Source organism: Virgibacillus sp. Bac330, assembly GCF_003667845.1.
GTDB classification, from domain to species: Bacteria; Bacillota; Bacilli; order Bacillales; family Amphibacillaceae; genus Virgibacillus; species Virgibacillus chiguensis.
The window spans coordinates 1,739,656-1,757,925 of record NZ_CP033048.1; the positions used below are offsets into that span (position 1 = coordinate 1,739,656).

General features: G+C 33.3%; 24 protein-coding genes. 14 read left to right on the top strand and 10 right to left on the bottom strand.

Annotated elements, in window-relative coordinates; translation table 11 throughout:
- Positions 1 to 38 precede the first annotated feature (38 nt).
- From D9780_RS08170 to D9780_RS08230, 13 genes are all read left to right on the top strand, one after another.
- Positions 39 to 995, top strand: coding sequence for a thymidylate synthase (locus D9780_RS08170; protein ID WP_073004078.1), 957 nt, complete (start codon positions 39 to 41; stop codon positions 993 to 995).
- A gap of 22 nt (positions 996 to 1,017) precedes the next feature.
- The gene (locus tag D9780_RS08175; protein ID WP_121639817.1) at positions 1,018 to 1,506 is read left to right on the top strand and encodes a dihydrofolate reductase; all 489 of its coding nucleotides are present in this window, start codon (positions 1,018 to 1,020) and stop codon (positions 1,504 to 1,506) included.
- Between the two features lie 260 nt (positions 1,507 to 1,766).
- A complete protein-coding gene (locus tag D9780_RS08180; protein WP_073004074.1) occupies positions 1,767 to 1,973 on the top strand; it encodes a twin-arginine translocase TatA/TatE family subunit in 207 nt (68 codons plus the stop codon).
- 15 nt (positions 1,974 to 1,988) lie between these two features.
- Positions 1,989 to 2,186, top strand: a complete 198-nt coding sequence (gene tatA / locus D9780_RS08185; RefSeq protein ID WP_073004065.1) for a twin-arginine translocase TatA/TatE family subunit — start codon at positions 1,989 to 1,991, stop codon at positions 2,184 to 2,186.
- 145 nt (positions 2,187 to 2,331) lie between these two features.
- Positions 2,332 to 3,090 (top strand): twin-arginine translocase subunit TatC, encoded by a 759-nt coding sequence (gene tatC / locus D9780_RS08190; protein ID WP_121641458.1) that lies wholly within the window; start codon positions 2,332 to 2,334, stop codon positions 3,088 to 3,090.
- A 16-nt stretch (positions 3,091 to 3,106) separates the two neighbouring features.
- A complete protein-coding gene (locus D9780_RS08195) occupies positions 3,107 to 3,322 on the top strand; it encodes a YozE family protein (RefSeq protein ID WP_073004063.1) in 216 nt (71 codons plus the stop codon).
- 538 nt (positions 3,323 to 3,860) lie between these two features.
- A complete protein-coding gene (locus D9780_RS08200; RefSeq protein WP_121639266.1) occupies positions 3,861 to 4,832 on the top strand; it encodes an IS30 family transposase in 972 nt (323 codons plus the stop codon).
- Positions 4,833 to 5,007: 175 nt separating this feature from the next.
- Positions 5,008 to 5,580: a TetR/AcrR family transcriptional regulator gene (locus D9780_RS08205; protein WP_121639818.1), complete on the top strand. Its 573-nt coding sequence runs from the start codon at positions 5,008 to 5,010 to the stop codon at positions 5,578 to 5,580.
- Between the two features lie 26 nt (positions 5,581 to 5,606).
- Positions 5,607 to 6,461: an NmrA family NAD(P)-binding protein gene (locus D9780_RS08210; RefSeq protein WP_121639819.1), complete on the top strand. Its 855-nt coding sequence runs from the start codon at positions 5,607 to 5,609 to the stop codon at positions 6,459 to 6,461.
- Positions 6,462 to 6,828: 367 nt separating this feature from the next.
- Entirely contained in the window at positions 6,829 to 7,389 is a 561-nt protein-coding gene (gene vrrA / locus D9780_RS08215) for a VrrA/YqfQ family protein (protein WP_121639820.1), read from the top strand.
- A gap of 77 nt (positions 7,390 to 7,466) precedes the next feature.
- A complete protein-coding gene (gene msrB, locus D9780_RS08220; RefSeq protein WP_116277095.1) occupies positions 7,467 to 8,432 on the top strand; it encodes a peptide-methionine (R)-S-oxide reductase MsrB in 966 nt (321 codons plus the stop codon).
- A gap of 40 nt (positions 8,433 to 8,472) precedes the next feature.
- Entirely contained in the window at positions 8,473 to 8,679 is a 207-nt protein-coding gene (locus tag D9780_RS08225; protein WP_073004060.1) for a DUF6501 family protein, read from the top strand.
- A 292-nt stretch (positions 8,680 to 8,971) separates the two neighbouring features.
- Positions 8,972 to 9,211: a DUF362 domain-containing protein gene (locus D9780_RS08230; RefSeq protein ID WP_073004058.1), complete on the top strand. Its 240-nt coding sequence runs from the start codon at positions 8,972 to 8,974 to the stop codon at positions 9,209 to 9,211.
- 140 nt (positions 9,212 to 9,351) lie between these two features.
- On the opposite strand, the gene D9780_RS08235 is transcribed toward D9780_RS08230, so the two are convergent.
- Positions 9,352 to 9,621: an acylphosphatase gene (locus D9780_RS08235; RefSeq protein WP_121639821.1), complete on the bottom strand. Its 270-nt coding sequence runs from the start codon at positions 9,619 to 9,621 to the stop codon at positions 9,352 to 9,354.
- A gap of 258 nt (positions 9,622 to 9,879) precedes the next feature.
- Between D9780_RS08235 and D9780_RS08240 the strand changes: the two genes are divergently transcribed.
- Complete coding sequence (locus D9780_RS08240; RefSeq protein ID WP_121639822.1) at positions 9,880 to 11,433, top strand: FAD-dependent oxidoreductase; 1,554 nt, start codon at positions 9,880 to 9,882, stop codon at positions 11,431 to 11,433.
- A gap of 301 nt (positions 11,434 to 11,734) precedes the next feature.
- Here the strand turns inward: D9780_RS08240 and D9780_RS08245 are convergent, their stop codons facing one another.
- From D9780_RS08245 to D9780_RS08285, 9 genes are all read right to left on the bottom strand, one after another.
- Entirely contained in the window at positions 11,735 to 12,223 is a 489-nt protein-coding gene (locus D9780_RS08245; RefSeq protein ID WP_073004053.1) for a GNAT family N-acetyltransferase, read from the bottom strand.
- 429 nt (positions 12,224 to 12,652) lie between these two features.
- Entirely contained in the window at positions 12,653 to 12,793 is a 141-nt protein-coding gene (locus D9780_RS21085; protein WP_162985828.1) for a hypothetical protein, read from the bottom strand.
- Between the two features lie 15 nt (positions 12,794 to 12,808).
- A complete protein-coding gene (locus D9780_RS08250; RefSeq protein ID WP_121639823.1) occupies positions 12,809 to 14,086 on the bottom strand; it encodes a helix-turn-helix domain-containing protein in 1,278 nt (425 codons plus the stop codon).
- A gap of 518 nt (positions 14,087 to 14,604) precedes the next feature.
- Positions 14,605 to 14,784 (bottom strand): type 1 glutamine amidotransferase family protein, encoded by a 180-nt coding sequence (locus D9780_RS08255; protein ID WP_121639824.1) that lies wholly within the window; start codon positions 14,782 to 14,784, stop codon positions 14,605 to 14,607.
- 144 nt (positions 14,785 to 14,928) lie between these two features.
- A complete protein-coding gene (locus D9780_RS08260) occupies positions 14,929 to 15,333 on the bottom strand; it encodes a VOC family protein (protein ID WP_121639825.1) in 405 nt (134 codons plus the stop codon).
- A 745-nt stretch (positions 15,334 to 16,078) separates the two neighbouring features.
- Positions 16,079 to 16,318: a GNAT family N-acetyltransferase gene (locus tag D9780_RS21640; RefSeq protein ID WP_371413714.1), complete on the bottom strand. Its 240-nt coding sequence runs from the start codon at positions 16,316 to 16,318 to the stop codon at positions 16,079 to 16,081.
- Positions 16,279 to 16,821: a GNAT family N-acetyltransferase gene (locus D9780_RS08275; protein WP_371413736.1), complete on the bottom strand. Its 543-nt coding sequence runs from the start codon at positions 16,819 to 16,821 to the stop codon at positions 16,279 to 16,281. The genes D9780_RS21640 and D9780_RS08275 overlap by 40 nt, the downstream gene beginning before the upstream one ends.
- Positions 16,818 to 17,444 (bottom strand): hypothetical protein, encoded by a 627-nt coding sequence (locus D9780_RS08280; protein ID WP_240458798.1) that lies wholly within the window; start codon positions 17,442 to 17,444, stop codon positions 16,818 to 16,820. Before D9780_RS08280 ends, D9780_RS08275 begins: the two co-directional genes overlap by 4 nt.
- Positions 17,437 to 18,177: an ATP-binding cassette domain-containing protein gene (locus D9780_RS08285; protein ID WP_121639829.1), complete on the bottom strand. Its 741-nt coding sequence runs from the start codon at positions 18,175 to 18,177 to the stop codon at positions 17,437 to 17,439. Before D9780_RS08285 ends, D9780_RS08280 begins: the two co-directional genes overlap by 8 nt.
- Between the last annotated feature and the right edge of the window lie 93 nt (positions 18,178 to 18,270).

Consider the following 18,270-nt stretch of genomic DNA (forward strand, 5'->3'; position numbering starts at 1 on the left):
ATAAAGCAGATAAGATGGAGTAGTTTGGAGGGATAATTATGATTATTGGTGAAGAAGCTTATCTAAACCTATGCCAACATATTTTGGCGAATGGCACGAAAAAAGGGGACAGAACCAATACAGGAACCTATTCTGTATTTGGTCATCAAATGCGCTTTAATTTAGAGGAAGGATTTCCTTTACTAACGACAAAACGGGTTCCTTTTCGCTTAGTGGCTAGTGAACTTCTGTGGTTTATTAAAGGAGATACTAATATTCGTTACCTGTTAGAGCATAATAACAATATATGGAACGAATGGGCTTTTGAGAAATGGGTTACTAGCAGTAATTATTCTGGTCCTGATATGAGTAATTTCGGTAATCGTTCTCAGGAAGATACTAATTTCAAAAAACAATATCAAGAGCAGATGGGAATTTTTAAAGATAAAATTTTAACCGACAATGCTTTTGCGAAGAAATATGGAGATTTAGGAAATGTGTACGGCAAACAATGGCGTAAGTGGAAAACATCGCAAAATGAAACCATTGACCAGTTAAAAGATGTGATAGATAATATTAAAAACAATCCAAACTCCAGAAGACATATTGTCTCTGCTTGGAATCCGGAAGATTTACCATCCATGGCGCTTCCGCCATGTCATACGTTGTTTCAATTTTATGTAGCGGATGGTAAGCTTTCGTGTCAATTGTATCAACGAAGTGCCGATGTATTCTTAGGAGTTCCGTTTAATATTGCTAGTTATGCGTTACTAACCTATCTAATTGCACATCAATGTAATTTAAAACCAGGGGAGTTTGTGCATACACTTGGAGATGCGCATATTTACCTAAACCATGTGGAGCAAGTAAAAACACAACTGGCGCGAGATATAAAGCAAATGCCACAGCTTGAAATTAATCAACAAAAAACATCTATTTTTGATTTTGAATTAGATGACTTTAAAATTGTTGGATATGATCCTCACCCTACAATTAAAGCGCCTATCGCTGTATAAGGAAAGGAGATTTTTATAACGAATGATATCATTACTTTTAGCGATGGATAAAAACCGTGTAATTGGTGTAAACAATGGCCTTCCTTGGCATTTGCCTAAGGATTTACGTTTTTTTAAAGAAAAAACGATAAATCAAACAGTTATTATGGGTAGGAAAACATATGAATCAATAGGAAAGCCACTTCCGAACCGTAGAAATGTAATATTGACCAAAACGAAGCGAGACTTTCCAAAAGATATTGAAGTTATCCATAATTTACAAACTGTTTTACAGTGGAATGAAAAGCATCCAGAACAAGAATATTTCATTATTGGTGGCGCACATGTTTTTGAACAAATATTACCGAATGCAGATCGTATGTATATTACGTGGATAGATTATTCCTTTAAAGGTGATACATATTTTCCTTCTTTTTCTGAACAAAATTGGAAGTTAACTTCCAAGGTAAAAGGAGAAAAAGACGATAAAAATCCTTATGAATACTATTTCTTACAATATGATAGAAAATAATGAATTGATTGCAATTGGAACGTATAATTGATGTGTTTCTATATTAATGTTACTTTTTAATGTAACTTTGGTTATTCATTTTATCGATACGCCCCTTTTAAATAGCAAGTTATTGGATACTATTTAAATTTTGCCTCAAACAAGCGGATAATAAGGGGTGCTTAGAAGCTTGTTTTGCTATAGAAAATCATGTTACACTTAAAGCGCTTATAGAATAGTGAGGCACTTATATAAAAAGATCATCTAAAGAGGGTGGAAAAATGTTATCTAGCATCGGTTTCCCAGGACTTATTTTAATATTGGTCATTGCTTTAGTTATTTTTGGGCCAAAAAAATTACCTGAGATCGGTAAAGCAGCTGGACAAACCTTAAAAGAGTTTAAAAACTCGACCAATGACTTAACGAGTGATGTGAGAGATGAGTTTAAAGAAACAAAAGAATTAATTACAAATAATAATGATCGCTAATGGGGAGTGAGGAGAATGTTTCAAAGTATAGGTATTCCAGGGCTTATTCTAATTTTAATTATTGCATTAGTAATCTTTGGGCCATCGAAGCTACCTGAAATTGGTAAAGCATTCGGAAACTCATTAAAAGAGTTTAAAAATGCGACAAAAGATATTGCTTCAGACGATAACGCATCAGATAAGAAGGAAAACCCTACATCAAGTAAAAACTAACAAGCGAAGATGTAAGGAAACTCCTTACATCTTCTTTTATGTGAAAAGAGCATTAATACGAGAACTTACATAGTCTTTCATAAAGTTTATTTTATATATTTATAGTTTAAAGCTCTTGATGCGGGGCAGTAGGGGGAGTAACATGATGTCTGACAATCAATCAACAGAAGAAAAAGAAATGAATTTAACAGGCCATCTCTCTGAGCTAAGAAATCGAATTATTGTAACGGCAGTTTTTTTTATTTTGTTTTTTATCGTTGGTTTTGTTTTCGCAACGGATATATATGATTTTTTCCAGCAAGATTTATCTTTTAAACTTACTGTTATTAGTCCTGGTGAAATTATCTGGATCTATTTTACTTTAGCATCTGTGGTTGCTATTGCATTTACATTACCGATTCTAATTTTGCAAATATGGTTATTTGTAAAGCCGGGATTAACAAAAGGGGAACAAAAAGCAACAATCGCTTATATACCAGCTGTGTTTATCTTGTTTATCGGTGGGCTAGTTTTTGGCTATTTTATGTTTATTAAACTTATTCTACCATTTTTGCTTTCACTAAATGACGGTATGTTTAATGAAATGTTTACAGTAGATAAATATTTTCGCTTTTTATTGCGAATAACACTTCCATTTGCTGTGTTGTTTGAAATTCCAGTAATCGCTATGTTTTTAACAGTATTGGGCATTTTAACGCCACAATTTATGAGAAAAACGAGAAAATATGCCTATTTTATTCTGATTATTATTGGCACTATCGTTACACCACCAGATTTCGTTTTACAACTTGTTGTTGCTGTCCCATTAATTCTACTTTATGAACTAAGCATTAATTTAGCTGCCATCGTCTATCGAAAAAAGCAACGAAAACACGAAGCATTTATGAACGACGCTGATTTATAGGGAAGGAGGAGGCTAATTGCGCTCCTTTTATCATTATTTAATGACTTACAGAGGAAAAAAACAACCAGATGATCCATCACGTTTAGCAGATTGGGCATTCCAAGATCATCATTTCCCTAAACACGCTACAAGCTACAATGAAATAAGCAATTACTTGGAATGGAATAGTCCTTTTCCAACAGCTTTAACGGTTTTTGATGAATTGTGGGAAGCATACATTCTGGATAATTAAAAAACTGGCGTGTCAAATCTTTATTCTAAATTTAACAATATAGTAAATTTCTTTAACTAGATAGTGTGTATTCTCTGGGAACTTTGAAGGCTTCTAAAAGCTTGAGCTTATCGCTCAAGCTTTTTTAAAATCTGTGTTCGTTGCAAAATATCCTTTACCCGCCTCATTATACCTAGATTGTAAAATTAAGCGAGACACATAAAATATTCTCATCAGATTAGGGCTTTAAGTGAAGGTCACCCTACCACCACCCTTGACCTTGTTTGTGTCCGTGGTGAGATGTAAACGACGGATGGTTGAAAAAATGCCTTAAGGCAACATCCGCATGAATAGCGTACCACGGACAATCCATTCTAAGCTCCGCTGGTGGGGCCCCGACCCCTTCCAGCGATTACTAAGAATGGGCACGGCGGTCAAGGGCAGGCAGCTAAAGCTGTGGTTAGTGTGATATTGTGACTTCAAAGAGATGCAATACAAAAAAGACATGCCATGATATACTCAATCAAAACCTACCAAAGTTAAGGAGAGTGTATCTGACATGTCCTATACCCATCTTACCAAAACAGAGATCATATTCATAGAGGAATATCTTGAATTTGGTCTATCAGGTCGAAAAATTGCTGAAAAATTAAAGCGTGGTCATGAAACTATATATCGTGTGATTCGCGAATTGAAAAACGGTCTAACTGCGATAGACATTCATTTGAACTATCAAGCGAACAAAGCTAAATGTGGTCGAAAAAGAACGCAGTTAACAGATGAAGAAAGAGCCTACATTGAAGAAAAAGCCCGTGACGGTTGGACGCCTGATGTCATCATCGGTCGGAATGAAAGACCTATTTCCTGTAGCATGCGTACGCTTTACCGTAAGTTTAAAAAAGGCGAATTTGATGTAAATACTTTACCTATGCAAGGCAAACGCAATCCAAATGGCTATAAAGAAAAAAGAGGGAAACAAAGCTTTAGACGCGGCATTCAAGACCGAGACAATGACCATCCGAACTACAAGAAAGAATTTGGTCACCTAGAAGGAGACACGATTGTTGGTCGCCACCATAAAAGTGCTGTCATCACATTGGTTGAGCGATTAACAAAATGTATCATTGCCATTAAGCCAGAGGGAAGAAGAGCTGCTAATGTTGAATCATCGCTTAATGACTGGCTCGCTCCACTGCCGAAACACTTGTTTAAATCGATTATTTTCGACTGTGGTAAAGAGTTTTCTAATTGGAAATCTATCAGTAATAAGCAAGATATTGATATTTATTTTGCAGATCCTGGAACCCCTTCACAAAGAGGATTGAATGAACATTCCAACGGTCTGCTTCGAAGAAATGGGCTACCAAAGGATATGGATTTCAACCCCATAACCCAAACGTATATTTCTGAAGTAGCACTTAGAAGAAACAATATTCCAAGAAAATCATTAGGTTACAAAACACCGATGGAGTGTTTCATGTCCCATGTCGATAAAGAATTTGATCAAAACATGTTGTCTCGCTTAATTTGACAAATCAAAATATAAAAAAAGCAAGAAGTCATGTCTAGAAACTTACTATTAAAAAAGAGATACAAAAAGATTATATATACCATAAAAGAGGGTTTCTACTTCTATAAGTTGACATTAACAAACCTAAGTCCTATAATTATATTGACCGATCGTTATAATTAAGAGGTGATAATAATTGAAATCTAAAAAAACGAATGCAAGAGAGAAATTGATTCAAACAGCTTCTCGCCTTTTTCAATTACAAGGTTATCACGGAACTGGAGTTAAGCAGATTGTAGAAGAAAGTCAGTCCCCTAAAGGTTCCTTATATTATTATTTTCCAGGTGGAAAAGAGCAATTGGCAATCGAATCTGTTTATGCAACGGCGAAATTCATACGTACCAATATTCAAGAAATTTTGAATAAAGAAGACGATCCAATAAAAGCAATTCAATCATTCATTTATAAAATAGCTGAATTCTTTCAGAAACAATTCAGGCTTGAAGGAATTCCTATTGCATCTGTAGCCCTGGAGACTTCTTTAATTAGTGAGCCTTTGAGAAAAGCGTGCCAAGAAGCATATATAAGCTTTCAACACCTATTTACTGAAAAATTGATACAAGCAAAAGTAGCACAAAATAGGGCACATGAATTAGGAATTGTTATTAATTCAATGATTGAAGGAGCTTTTTTACTATCCTTTACAATGGATAGTAAGGAACCATTATTGTTAGTAGCTGAACAAATTCCATTACTTTTGCAGCAATGACATTAATTTAGAAAGAGGGTTTACTTATGAAAGTTTTAGTAACAGGAGCTTCTGGTAATGTAGGAAAATATGTGGTTCATGAACTTCTTCAAATGGGAGAGCATGTTGTGGCTGCTGGAACCAATTTAGAAAAGCTTAACCATTTGTTTGGAGGAGATATTGAAAAAGTAATTTTAGATTTTCAAGATTTGAAGACGTATCAACACGCACTTTACGGTGTAAATCGCGTGTTTTTAATGCGTCCACCACATCTAGGTAAAGCAGATGACTTGTTTCCATTCATCGATGCAATGAAACATTATGATATTGAATTTGTATCTTTTTTATCGCTTATGGGAATTGAAAAAAACACCTTCCCACCACATTATAAAATTGAGAAATATATAGAGTCAGTAGGTATACCATATGGACATATTCGCCCTGGGTTCTTTATGCAGAATATTTCAGGTATTCACGCAGCTGAAATAAAAGAAAAAAAGCAAATTTTTATACCGGCAGGAAAAAGCAAGACAAGTTTTATTGATGCAGAAGATATCGGCCTTTCTATAGCAACTATTTTGCACGATGCTGGTAAGTATGAGAATACAGCTCATACCATTACCGGCCCAGAAGCACTTGATTATTACCAAATAGCCGAGATTCTTACAAAGGTTACTGGAAGCAAAATCACTTATGCAAAACCAGGTTTTTTACGATACAGAAATTATTATGTAAAAAAAAGAGGGCTGAATAAATCTTATGTAAATGTTACAGTTGCTCTATATTTCATGACTCGATTAGGTACAGCAAAACATATCACCACCGATTTTACCAAATTAACTGGGAAACAACCGTGTACGTTTGAAGATTTTGCAAAAAAACATATCGAGTGCTTTAAATAACGAAGAGGGTTAAAAGACAACAGGAAGAACTGAGAGTGCAAGATCTCCAAATTGGAGGGTACAAATCTATCATCATATTAAGAATTTCAAACAAACGTTTGATTAATTTATGTTTCTATGTTGTTTTTCAGCAATATTCGGCAAGTAAAGGGCATTACATGAAGAAAACTGTAATTATGTGCGGTTGCCCGGGAAATATTTCATTTTGTTAAATGTGTATTTCTTAAAGCTTGAGCTTATAACTTTGTGAGACATCAAGTTAATGAATGATGTTATCTTTTGTTTATTTACAGCAGAGCCTACACTATTTTTTTTACCTAACGTACACTATCTATAGGTGATTCACTTAAAGAAAGGAGTGTAATCAATGATTTTTCCGCCAAATCGAACGGCTAATTTCCCATTTCATATGCAACGCGGACCTATGCCCCCGAATATACGAGCTTTTAATCCTCAACAAGGTTTTCCTCGCGCACCAATTCCATCTGGACCTTTATCTGGCGGTTCTCTGCCAGGAGGGCAATCATTATCTAAAGGAGGGAAATTGCAAAATTTATTGAGTCTCTTTCAGCCTCAAGCCGGTGCAGGAGTAAATAGCGTTGGTAGTGGATTTCTAAGCAAAGGAGTTGGTGGCTTAAGTGGCGCATTGGATAATGTTCAGCAAGTACTAAATGTTGTACAAAACGCAGCTCCTATCGTGCAAGAATACGGACCAATGGTAAAGAATCTGCCTAGAATGTATCGGATGATGAAAGCATTCAATTCACTAAATGATGAAGATATAGAAGATAAAGAGAAAAACAATACGGAAGCAATATCTAATGATGATTTATTAAATACAAGTACGGTTCAAGCAGAATATTCAACAGGGAAGCAAGAAGAGAATAATCAACAGAATGGAAAGTCTGTACCAAAGTTATTTATTTAATTTAAATGCTCCTAACTTGATTTTTTCTTCTATAAAGTGAAAAATAGAAGAAAATGAGAAATAAGGGGATGAAAATGATGAATGCTACAGCAAAAGAGTATGCAACCTTTGCTGGAGGGTGTTTTTGGTGTATGGTAGAGCCGTTTGATCAGCGTCCTGGAATTATTCGAATTACATCTGGATATACAGGAGGATCTGTGGAAAACCCAACGTATGAAGAGGTATGTTCTAATACAACAGGGCATGTCGAGGCGGTTCAAATTGAATTTAATCCCAATATTATGAGCTATAAAAAGTTATTAGATACATTTTGGAAACAGATCGATCCAACAGACCCACATGGTCAATTTAATGATCGTGGTGAGTCTTATACAACTGCAATATTCTATCATACAGATCAGCAAAAACGAGAAGCAGAAGCTTCCAAAAAGGAACTGGAAGCTAGTAGAAAATTTGCTAAACCAATTGTAACTAAAATTGTCCCTGCCAAAACCTTTTATCCTGCAGAAAAACACCATCAAGATTATTATAAAAAGCAAGGCTTTCATTATCGTCTATACAAAAAAGGGTCAGGTAGGGAAAATTTTATTAAGAAGCATTGGAAAAACACATACGATCAAAATGAACTGAAACAAAAGCTTACACCGATACAATATCATGTGACCCAAGAAAATGGTACAGAACCGCCATTTCAAAATGAATATTGGGATAAACAAGAAGAAGGGATTTATGTAGATATCGTCTCTGGTGAGGCATTATTCTCATCTAAAGATAAGTATGATGCTGGTTGTGGTTGGCCAAGTTTCACTAAACCTATAGACCGTTACCAAATTGCAGAAAAAACGGACATGTCGCACGGCATGATGCGTACAGAAATCCGCAGTAAGGAGGCAGATTCACATTTAGGGCATGTATTTGAAGATGGCCCTAAGGATAAAGGAGGTCTTCGTTATTGTATGAATTCTGCTGCTATGCGATTTATTCCAAAGGATAAATTGGTCGAAGAAGGCTACGGAGAGTATATAAACTTATTCACTGATTGAGTAAACTATAATTATATTATGTAAACAAAAGGAGCAGAAAATGATTCATTTAAATTGGGAAAACCGAAAAACGATGAAGCAATTAAAATGCGTTCATGCAGATGCAAAAAAGTTTGTAGTGAATAACAAATTAACACCTGGTAAGATATATGATGTAAAAAATGAAACAAATGAGTTTTATTTTATTATTGATAACAGTAAACGTATAGGCGGATTTCGAAAAGAATATTTTGATGAAATAAATTAACTAGAAAAGTTTGTGAAATGATTCGTAATGGCTTTTGCTAAAGTAAACTAACGCTTGTAGACAACTAGCAAAAAAATAACCACAAAAAAGAACTAGTTAAGTTACGAGTGGTTATTTTTTGAGCTAGAAACTGTAGCATTACTTTTAATGGTTGAAAATACCAGTATTGAGTTACTTCACTTACGATATTGCTTTCATTTTTTATAGAAAATGCGTTATAATAACTAGTACAATAATAAATAACTACATAATAACATTCGTCTTATGGATTCAAAAAAGGAGGAGAGCCATTTTGGCTTTTGTAATTACGTCACCATGTAAAGAAGAAAAGTCGGGAGAATGTGTGGAAGTATGCCCTGTTGATTGTATAGAAGAAGGAAAAGATATGTTTTATATTGACCCTGATATATGTATTGATTGCGGTGCATGTGAAGCTGTATGCCCTGTAGAAGCAATTTATATGGAGGATGAAGTTCCCGAAGAGGAAACAGAATATATTGCTTTAAATCGCAAGTTTTTTGAAGAACAATAACTGAGTAAGAAGCAAGCTGTGATTATTTAGCTTGCTTCTTTGTATCTAAACAACACGTAAACCCTTTTTTTTACATTAAATTTTATTAATTGAGACTTACCTGATTGGCAAAATTTCTAGAAAAATAAAATGCACTACATTTATTTGACAGAAAAGGTTGAATAACCAGCTTCATTATCAAGTAATTTTTGATCAATATGAGTTACTTTAATAAAGGGATTCAATCCGTTTTTTAAAGCACCCATAAACTTTCTTAAATGAGCTTCATTGCCTTCAGCTTCTAATTCAACCGTGCCATCCTCCTTATTCTTCACCCATCCGTGAACATCTAATTCAAGAGCTTTCTGTTTAGCAGAATAGCGAAACCCCACGCCTTGCACTCTTCCATGAAAAACCACATGTATACGCATACTTATCACCTCAGTTACAATTATCCCTTTATACTAAAGTCTAAACATATTTTTCGATTAAAACCTAATTTTCATGTTCATACTAGTTAGTACCTTTGGAATAGATATGACTTCAACTTGAATTTTGTCTGTGTCTTATCTAATCCCATATAGAAAACATTATTAAACAAGAGAAACAAAGAGTAGTGCGCTCACTTGCCCCATTTAAGGCACTTTTTGAACAACCTCGTTAAATAAAATAAAAAATGTTGAAAGGGAATGAAGATATTGGTTGAAAACCACTTGCCGAATCACTCACAATCATTTTGGCGTGAAACATCTACAATACCTAAATATCCATCCTTAGATACCTCCATTCAAACAGGAGTTGGGATCGTTGGAGGGGGAATAACCGGAATTACAACAGCGTATTTATTATCTAAAAAAAATATAAAAGTTACATTAATTGATGCGAATCCAATTTTAAAAGGAACAACGGGTCATACAACAGCTAAAATTACTGCACAACATGGTCTAATTTATGATGAGCTTATACAGCACTTCGGTATAGAACAAGCTATTCTTTATTATAAAGCTATGGATGAGGCTAGGCAATTAATTGAAAACAATATAAATAATCTACAAATAGATTGCGATTTTTGCCATGAAGATGCTTTTCTTTACACCAATCTAGATTCTTGGCAGCGTGATTTAGAAAAAGAAAAGGATGCCTATGACCATATTGGTATTGAGAGCGAAATAACAAAGGATACCCCCCTAAAAATTCCGATGAAATTAGCTTTACAAATGAAAAATCAGGCTCTATTTCATCCGTTAAAGTACTTAAGCTCATTATTAGAAGAAAGTATAAGGAATGGGTTAACGGTCTATGAAAATACAGTAGCTGTAGATATTGAAAGTGATCGCTCAAACCCCTCCATTATAACGAAAGATGGTCATCGAATAAAGTGTGATTATATTATTGCTGCATCTCATTTTCCTTTTTATGATCGAGACAGCTTTTATTTTACTAGAATGTACGCAGAACGTGCTTATGTGCTGGCGATGCAATCTAAGGAAAAGTATCCTGGTGGAATGTACATTAATGCAGAATCACCTACAAGATCTGTTCGCACTACAACATGGAAGGGAAGAGATTTATGGTTAATAAGTGGGGAAAATCATAAAACTGGCCAGGGTAAACCTATGCACGAACATTTTAAAGCATTACAATCTTTTACAAATGAAAACTTTGCAGTAGCGTCATATGATTTTCGCTGGTCGGCGCAGGATTTAACAACATTGGATAAAGTACCTTATATTGGTTGTATGAAAAAATCAACACCTAACATACTCGTTGCGACAGGCTACCGTAAATGGGGGATGACAAACGGAACTGCTGCTGCAAACATGCTAACAAACATCATTGTTAACAAAGCAAGTGAATATACGAAACTTTTTGATCCGGCCCGATTTAAAGCAGATCCCACGATAAAAAAGTTTGTGAAAACGAATACAGATGCAGCTAAACACATGGTGAAAGGAAAATTGGATAATACGAATAACCATTTGGATATAAATCAATTGCAAGCAGATCAAGCAACCGTTACACGAATTAATGGAAACCGAGCTGGTGTTTATAAAGATAAGAAAAACCAAATATATATTGTTGATACAACGTGTACACACTTAAAATGTGAAGTCGAATGGAATTCCGGAGAACGAAGTTGGGATTGTCCGTGTCATGGTTCAAGATTTTCATATACAGGCGAAGTTTTGAATGGACCTGCGAACAAACCCTTAAAACATATTGATCCAAATAAATTAAAGTGAAGTATAAAAAATTACTATGAGCTATTCAATCATAGTAATTTTTTATTTTCGTCTCACTATCAAAAGAATACTTTAAAATTGAGACATAAATAAGCGTTTCGGTTATAACTTCCTATAATATATATTATGTAAACTAGTGTTTTTGAAAGTACTATCATTGCTTCTTCCTCTATTAGCTTTTCTAATTCCTTAAAACTGCTCTACGTACGTAAAATTTTCTAAAAATCTAATTGTTCTCTTGCGAAAAGTCAGTCGTATTATTTAATCACTATCTCGCCTTTTTCAAAAGCTTGTAAATGAATTATACTATAAACGTTTGAATTAAACATAGTTCACCATTAATTAAATCCTGTCTTTCATGATGTTCAATATTTAATTCTTCATATACTTTTTTCCAAAATGCAACCGCACGCTTATTTTCTGTAACCTGCATTACAAAATATTGACCTTGCTTTTCCTTAAACAATTTTTCAACAGCCTGAATAGCGAAACCTTTGCCCCTATACTTATTAAGTATAAAGAAGTCGTTTATTCCGTAATCATTGTTCTTTTTCAAAAATGGGCGTTCTAATAGCAATATAAATCCGATGATTTTATGATCCAACTTTATAAAATATGGCGATAACCCTTCTGCTTCCCAGAATTTATCCAATTCCTTATAATGAAAAAGACCATCCTCCTCAACATCTAAATTTATAGTGAAATTTGAAAGATCATGAAGATACAATGTGTAAAAGTTACGCAAAATAGATTTTTCTGATTCTAACACTTTTATAAGTGTTACAGCCATCGTATAACATCCCCTTATCTATACCTGGTTATAACCTATAACTATATGTTCCTTTTGATACAAATAGAACATAGAAGATTTTAGGTTAACTGAATTATTATGAGATCTTCAAGTACATAATACCACTATGTTCTTATAATAAAGAGAATATGTATAAATGCATAAGTAAACGGTGTGGTCACGTAATTACATACATTGCTTTTTCAAGTTAGTGAGTCTTCTTTGTTTTTTAAGCAATTTGAGCTTTCGATAATACATAATACTGATATGAATATTAATAAAAATGCTAACGCTTTTAAATTTTCTAGAAAGATAAGGAAACATTCCATCCTTTATATTCTAATTATTGATAAAACAAAAAACACAGAAGTCTTGTATCTATTTTGACTTCTGTGACAATAAAGACTCAATAATAAATAATTTGTTTAATTAAACATTTTCAACTTCAATTGGGTTAAATGTAGGATTAGGTTGAAGTGTTGCTGTCTGATCATATTGAACATTTAAAAATACCAAACCACCTATAAGAAATGTACCACAAACTAATAATTTTAAGACTGTTTTTTTCACTTTCCTTCTCCTCCTTTATAAATTAAATAATTTCTCATAACTGCTATTAGCTAATTTATAATATTGTAAAGATGTTTTATACTTACCATTTTTCTCTAAATGATCACCTAACATTTTTGCATAAAAAGCTAAATGCTCATAATTTCTTTTTTTCTCTAGGTAAGGTATGAAATCATTAGCTAATACAGATATAAATTGTTTAGTTTCTCCATTTAATAAATGTGTATATACTTTAATGACATATTTGTGTAAATCTTCAATATATTCGTTATAATCATTAATATACGCTTCCAAAGCTAATATTGTTTGATCCAAATAGTTCTTGGCTTTTTCATAATCCCCAACTAAATAAAACTCTTGAATTAAGCGAATTAGGGATACTAGTTTAGTTTTTTCTTTAAAGTTATTATTTTGTATCGCAATTAGATAGTGTTCGATTGCTTTTTCTGAATTTCCAGTTATTGAATGCAGGTAGCCCAGATTGTAATGTGCTAGATGAACTACATCCTCATTGTTTTTTAATTCTCCCAATTGTAATGCCAAGTTATAATTTTTGGTAGCCTTATCTAAATTCTTAATTCTATGATGCGCAATCCCCAATAAAATATGGCATTGAGCACAGCGAATAAAATTGTAGTTTTGTTGAAAAATTCCCATTGCCTTTTTTGCATATTCAATAGTCTCAAGATCATTCCATAATTTACTATGTTCTATAGATATGATATATTGCAAATCTGCTATTTCCTGTTCTTGAATATTTGCAAAACTGATAGTTTCTTCTGCTAATTTATAATGTTGCATAGCTTGATGGTGGTACGTTTTAAAAGAATAATAGTTACCTTGAAATTTATGCCAATAATATTTATGTATAGGGTTAAATGAACTTGCCATTTCATGAAGTTCGTTAATTTTACATAATGCTTTTTTGAGGTCTCGCATAATACAGTAATAACGAATTTTATGAATCTCAAACATGAGTGTCTGGTCATTAATACTTCGACCCAGCAACTGCTGCAATTCTTCATATATTACTGATATTTTCTGTTTATCGAATCGGTCATAAAGCATTCCGTACCACTCTTGACATTTTTCTTCAATTTCTATATCTAGCTTTTCCGTAAGCTCAATCTCTAATCTGTTACACAGTAATTGAATAATTTCAGGACTAGCCTTTGTCTTCTTGTTTTCTATTTTTGATAAGTAGGATAATGAAACAATGCCTTCTGACAATTCCTCTTGTGTCATATTGCGCTTGGTTCGCTGTAATTTAATAATAGAACCTATTTCTATCAAATTATCACCTACCAATCTCTCATTAATTTATTATGTATCTAATATAATTGTAACACAAATCCCACAAATGCATATTGGGAAAATAATTAGATTCTTGCACTAATTTTATAGTAAATGGCTATGATTAATTGATTAGTTTTCCTTATATAGGAAAATCGATGTAACGAATTCTTTTTAATTCTAAAACAAGAAAAAGCATGTCTAAATTACAAGTCTTTAAAATTCAAAATAATAAACATTAAAATTCTGCACAAGTGAATGATTAAATGGAACTATACATTTTTATCTGTTTAATCAGTCATTTAACTAGAAAGAACCTTCTAATAAAACCTCTTGCATCAAGAAAACTAACCTAACTAACAGATCATCCATTCTCACATATTAAATCTAATAAATTTATATACCCTATAAAAATCGGTTAGTTGTTTCATTTGTTCCTCCATTATGCTAACTCTCCTTTCTAGTGTGTGAAAAAAACTAACTTTAATCATGCTCAACAGTTTCAATTCAGTATCACCTCACTCTTCCGGATGCTGATCAATGCTGTAGTCAGGTTCTACTGATATACCAGAATGTGTTTTAATTTTTTCTCCATTTTCTGTAATCGTTATAACTTCAAATGGTCTTGTAGGCAATAATTGCTTTTTATAAAGCGTTATCACTTGTTCTGCTTTATTATGTGCTGTTAATGAAAGCACTTCTGTTGGACCAGCAAAATATAGTATGTCTACAGTAAAATGCCGATTCTTTTCTTATAAAACAGTTGTAAGGAAAGCATATTCCCTCTACTAATACTATTAGCAAAGGGAGTGAATAATTTGTGCGTATATAGCAAACTGCTGTTACTCATAAGATCTATTCATAAATACCACTCGCCACCCATCTGGGTCTTCAATCGTAACACCTTTTTCTTTCCAATATTCATTTTCGGGCTCTACCTCTTTATAACCCATTTCGTCCATTCGCTTGATTAACTGACCTATTTCATCCTGATTTTCCATATAAAAGACGAGAAGATTATCTTTTGTTGGAGCTGGACAAGGGCTACCGCTTTCATGAGATGTAAACTCTAAATGGTAGTCCGCGTGTGGTAGGCCAAATATAACCCCTTTATATCCTCTATGACCATGGAATTCTTCTATTTTAGTTAAACCAATACCTGCTTCGTAAAAATGAATGACTTCTGTAAATTTATCCGTAGGTCTTGCTATACGTATTTGTGTTGCAGAAAAATCTCTAAAATCCATCCGTTCACCTTCCTTCAAATATGTTTTGTTCTAAATAATTTTTTAAATATTTCTAAAAATATATACATATCATAATAGATGAATAAAGACGAAACAAGTAAAACACTCTATAACGTTCTTTGATACTTTCGAAACGCTACCAAAACAAGTGCACAAGAGACAATAAACATGATAATTAAATAACTACTATTAGGTATGACGAGCGACCAATCTGGTTTTGTCGTAATAACTTCTCTACCCGCTTCAACTGCCCAATTTAGAGGATTAAAAGTTGCAACGGTTTCAACCCAATCTGGCACCAGTTCAATATGTTTTTACCTCCTACCTCCTTGTATTTCTACTGTAAGTATAAATCAGCACGTAACGTTCGATTCAAGTTCTTTTTAACTAAAATTAAATAAATGCGTAAACACCCGATTAGCAACGTAGCTAGTGAAACGCATCAACTGAGATAAAGGAATCACGGTGAGGCGTGAACCGATGATGACTTATCTTAAGGTGATTGCGTGAAGGCTCAGTTAGTGGGCGTTGAAGCTAGACATGACTTATTCGATTATTGTATTATACATAAACCGCTCATTTTACACTTTCTTATATTTTAAGAAAAAAAGATCTACTCCAAGAATGAGGAATAGATCTTTCCATGCAAGATTTTCTCTATTAGTTTGAATGAATTCCTTTATTTTTTTTCGTACGGTTGATAACGCCATTCAAAATCAAATCCTAATTTTACATCTATTTTGCGCTAATTTCTTTTTAAGTATTCGTCTTTTAATATGCTCATCATTATCGCATGATGATATTCCCCATCATAAAACAATACTTCTCGTCGAATCCCTTCTTGTTTGAACCCTAGTTTTTCATACGATTTCCTTGCTCTTGTATTAAAGTCAAAGACCTCTAATTCTATTCGATGTAAATTTAATTGTTCAAATCCATAGTTTATTATTGTTCCATTGCTTCTGTCCCATATCCATTCCCCCAATATGCTTTGTTAAATATAGCAATTCGTACGGAAGCATTCCTATTTTGCCAGTCAATATCGCTCATTGCTATATCGCCAATACATAGATCATTCTCTTGTAGACAAATTAACAGATCCATTCTAGTTTGATCATTAGCAGCAGAGGTAATAAACTGTTCTACACCTTTAAGACTAAATTTAGCTTGTGTTCCTGTAAACCGTCTTCCTTCATGATCCCAAAGATTTGCATACAACATGGGGATGTCAAATGCGTCCAGTTCCCCCTGCTTTGTAAAGACAGTTTGTATCATGCGTTCATACAAGTTATCATTTGCTTCACAGATTGTATATCCTTCCAGTTCATCTAAAAGATGTAATCCAGCTTTATCAACTTGGTACAGCTCACCATACACTGCATCCAATTTATCGATCTTATGTAAAACGGGATAGCCTCTTTTCGTATCAAACAGTGTGCCTTTTATACAATAGTGAATTTGTAATGTTGTGTTAATTAATGTTTTTATTTATAAGACCGAATTAATTGAACAATAGATAATACAAGACCAAGTATTAAGAAAATAAAGGTTAATACAAGCCAAATATTTATTATTGGCTCTTCAAATAAAAATATATGCGGCCAAGGTAAAAACGTACCTTTTGTTACCAGTTCTGTTATTGTGTAAGTTGCATATATTGCTATAGATAATTCTAATGATTCCACTAAAGACAATAATGTAACGCCAATTACTTGATAAAAAACAAACAATAATAGTAAATGCAATATGATTTTTGCATCAAAAAAACCAAACCCATTCAACCAAATTAGTAAACAAGTAAATAGGAACAGTATACAACCATGTAACATACTATAACGAACTAAATCATATAATAGATTGTTCTTATAGTATGGAAGTAGCACCTCCTTGGATCCTTCGTCATAAATATAACTGTATAAAAAAACGATATGCAGTCCAGAAACAGGTACAGTTACCCCTTGTAAAAAAATATAAGGTAAATATGGATCAGTTGAATTCAAATGGCTTGTGAATATTAGAAATAGCGCTATAATGTAGCCAACAAAAGGAAGAGTGTAAATTCCTTTTAGTAATTTTATGTCAAAGGTAAAGTGATGTTTAAGCCTATTCATGTGATTGACTCTCTTTCAATAATGATAAATACCCATCAATTAATCTTGGGGAAACTGCTTTACCAACAGGTTTGTTAGATAATATCCGTACTAATATGTGCTTACCTTCGTCATCCAATTGAATAACTTCATGATTTGCAATTACTTCATCTAACTCATAATTATTTACTTGTAATTGAAAAACATATCGGTCAGCCATTTTTTTTAGTTGTAAAGGGCTACCTTCAAATAAAACCTTACCATTTCGTATAACACCGATCTGATCACAGAGAAATTCAATATCCTCAACTAGATGGGAGGATATAATCACAGTATGAACCCTTCCTAGTTGTTTAAGTAAATTTCGAAAACGAACTCTTTCTTCAATATCTAGTCCAGCTGTAGGTTCATCAAATAATAAAACAGACGGCTTTCGAAGTAATAACTGTGCAATTCCAACTCTCCTCCTCATGCCACCTGATAATTCTTTCATTTTTTTATTTTTATGCAACTTTAAATTTACTTGTTCTAAAACTTCTTGGATTTTTAATGAAGTTTTGGAAACAGGTAAACCTTGGAGAACTGCAATATGTTCCAGCACTTGATAAACAGTTAAGTCCGGGTATACCATGAAATTTTGTGGCAAATAACCAATTAGTTCTGTTTTTTTAACATATGATTTTGAACTTATTAATTTTTCATCTGCATGTACTTCACCAGATTGAAAAGGTTCTAGTCCTGCTAATATTTTCATTAAAGTAGTTTTTCCTGCGCCATTAGAAGCATCTATATATAGAAGAACTGTTATAAACCTTGCCAGTCAAGGGGTTACAAAAATTTAAAGACA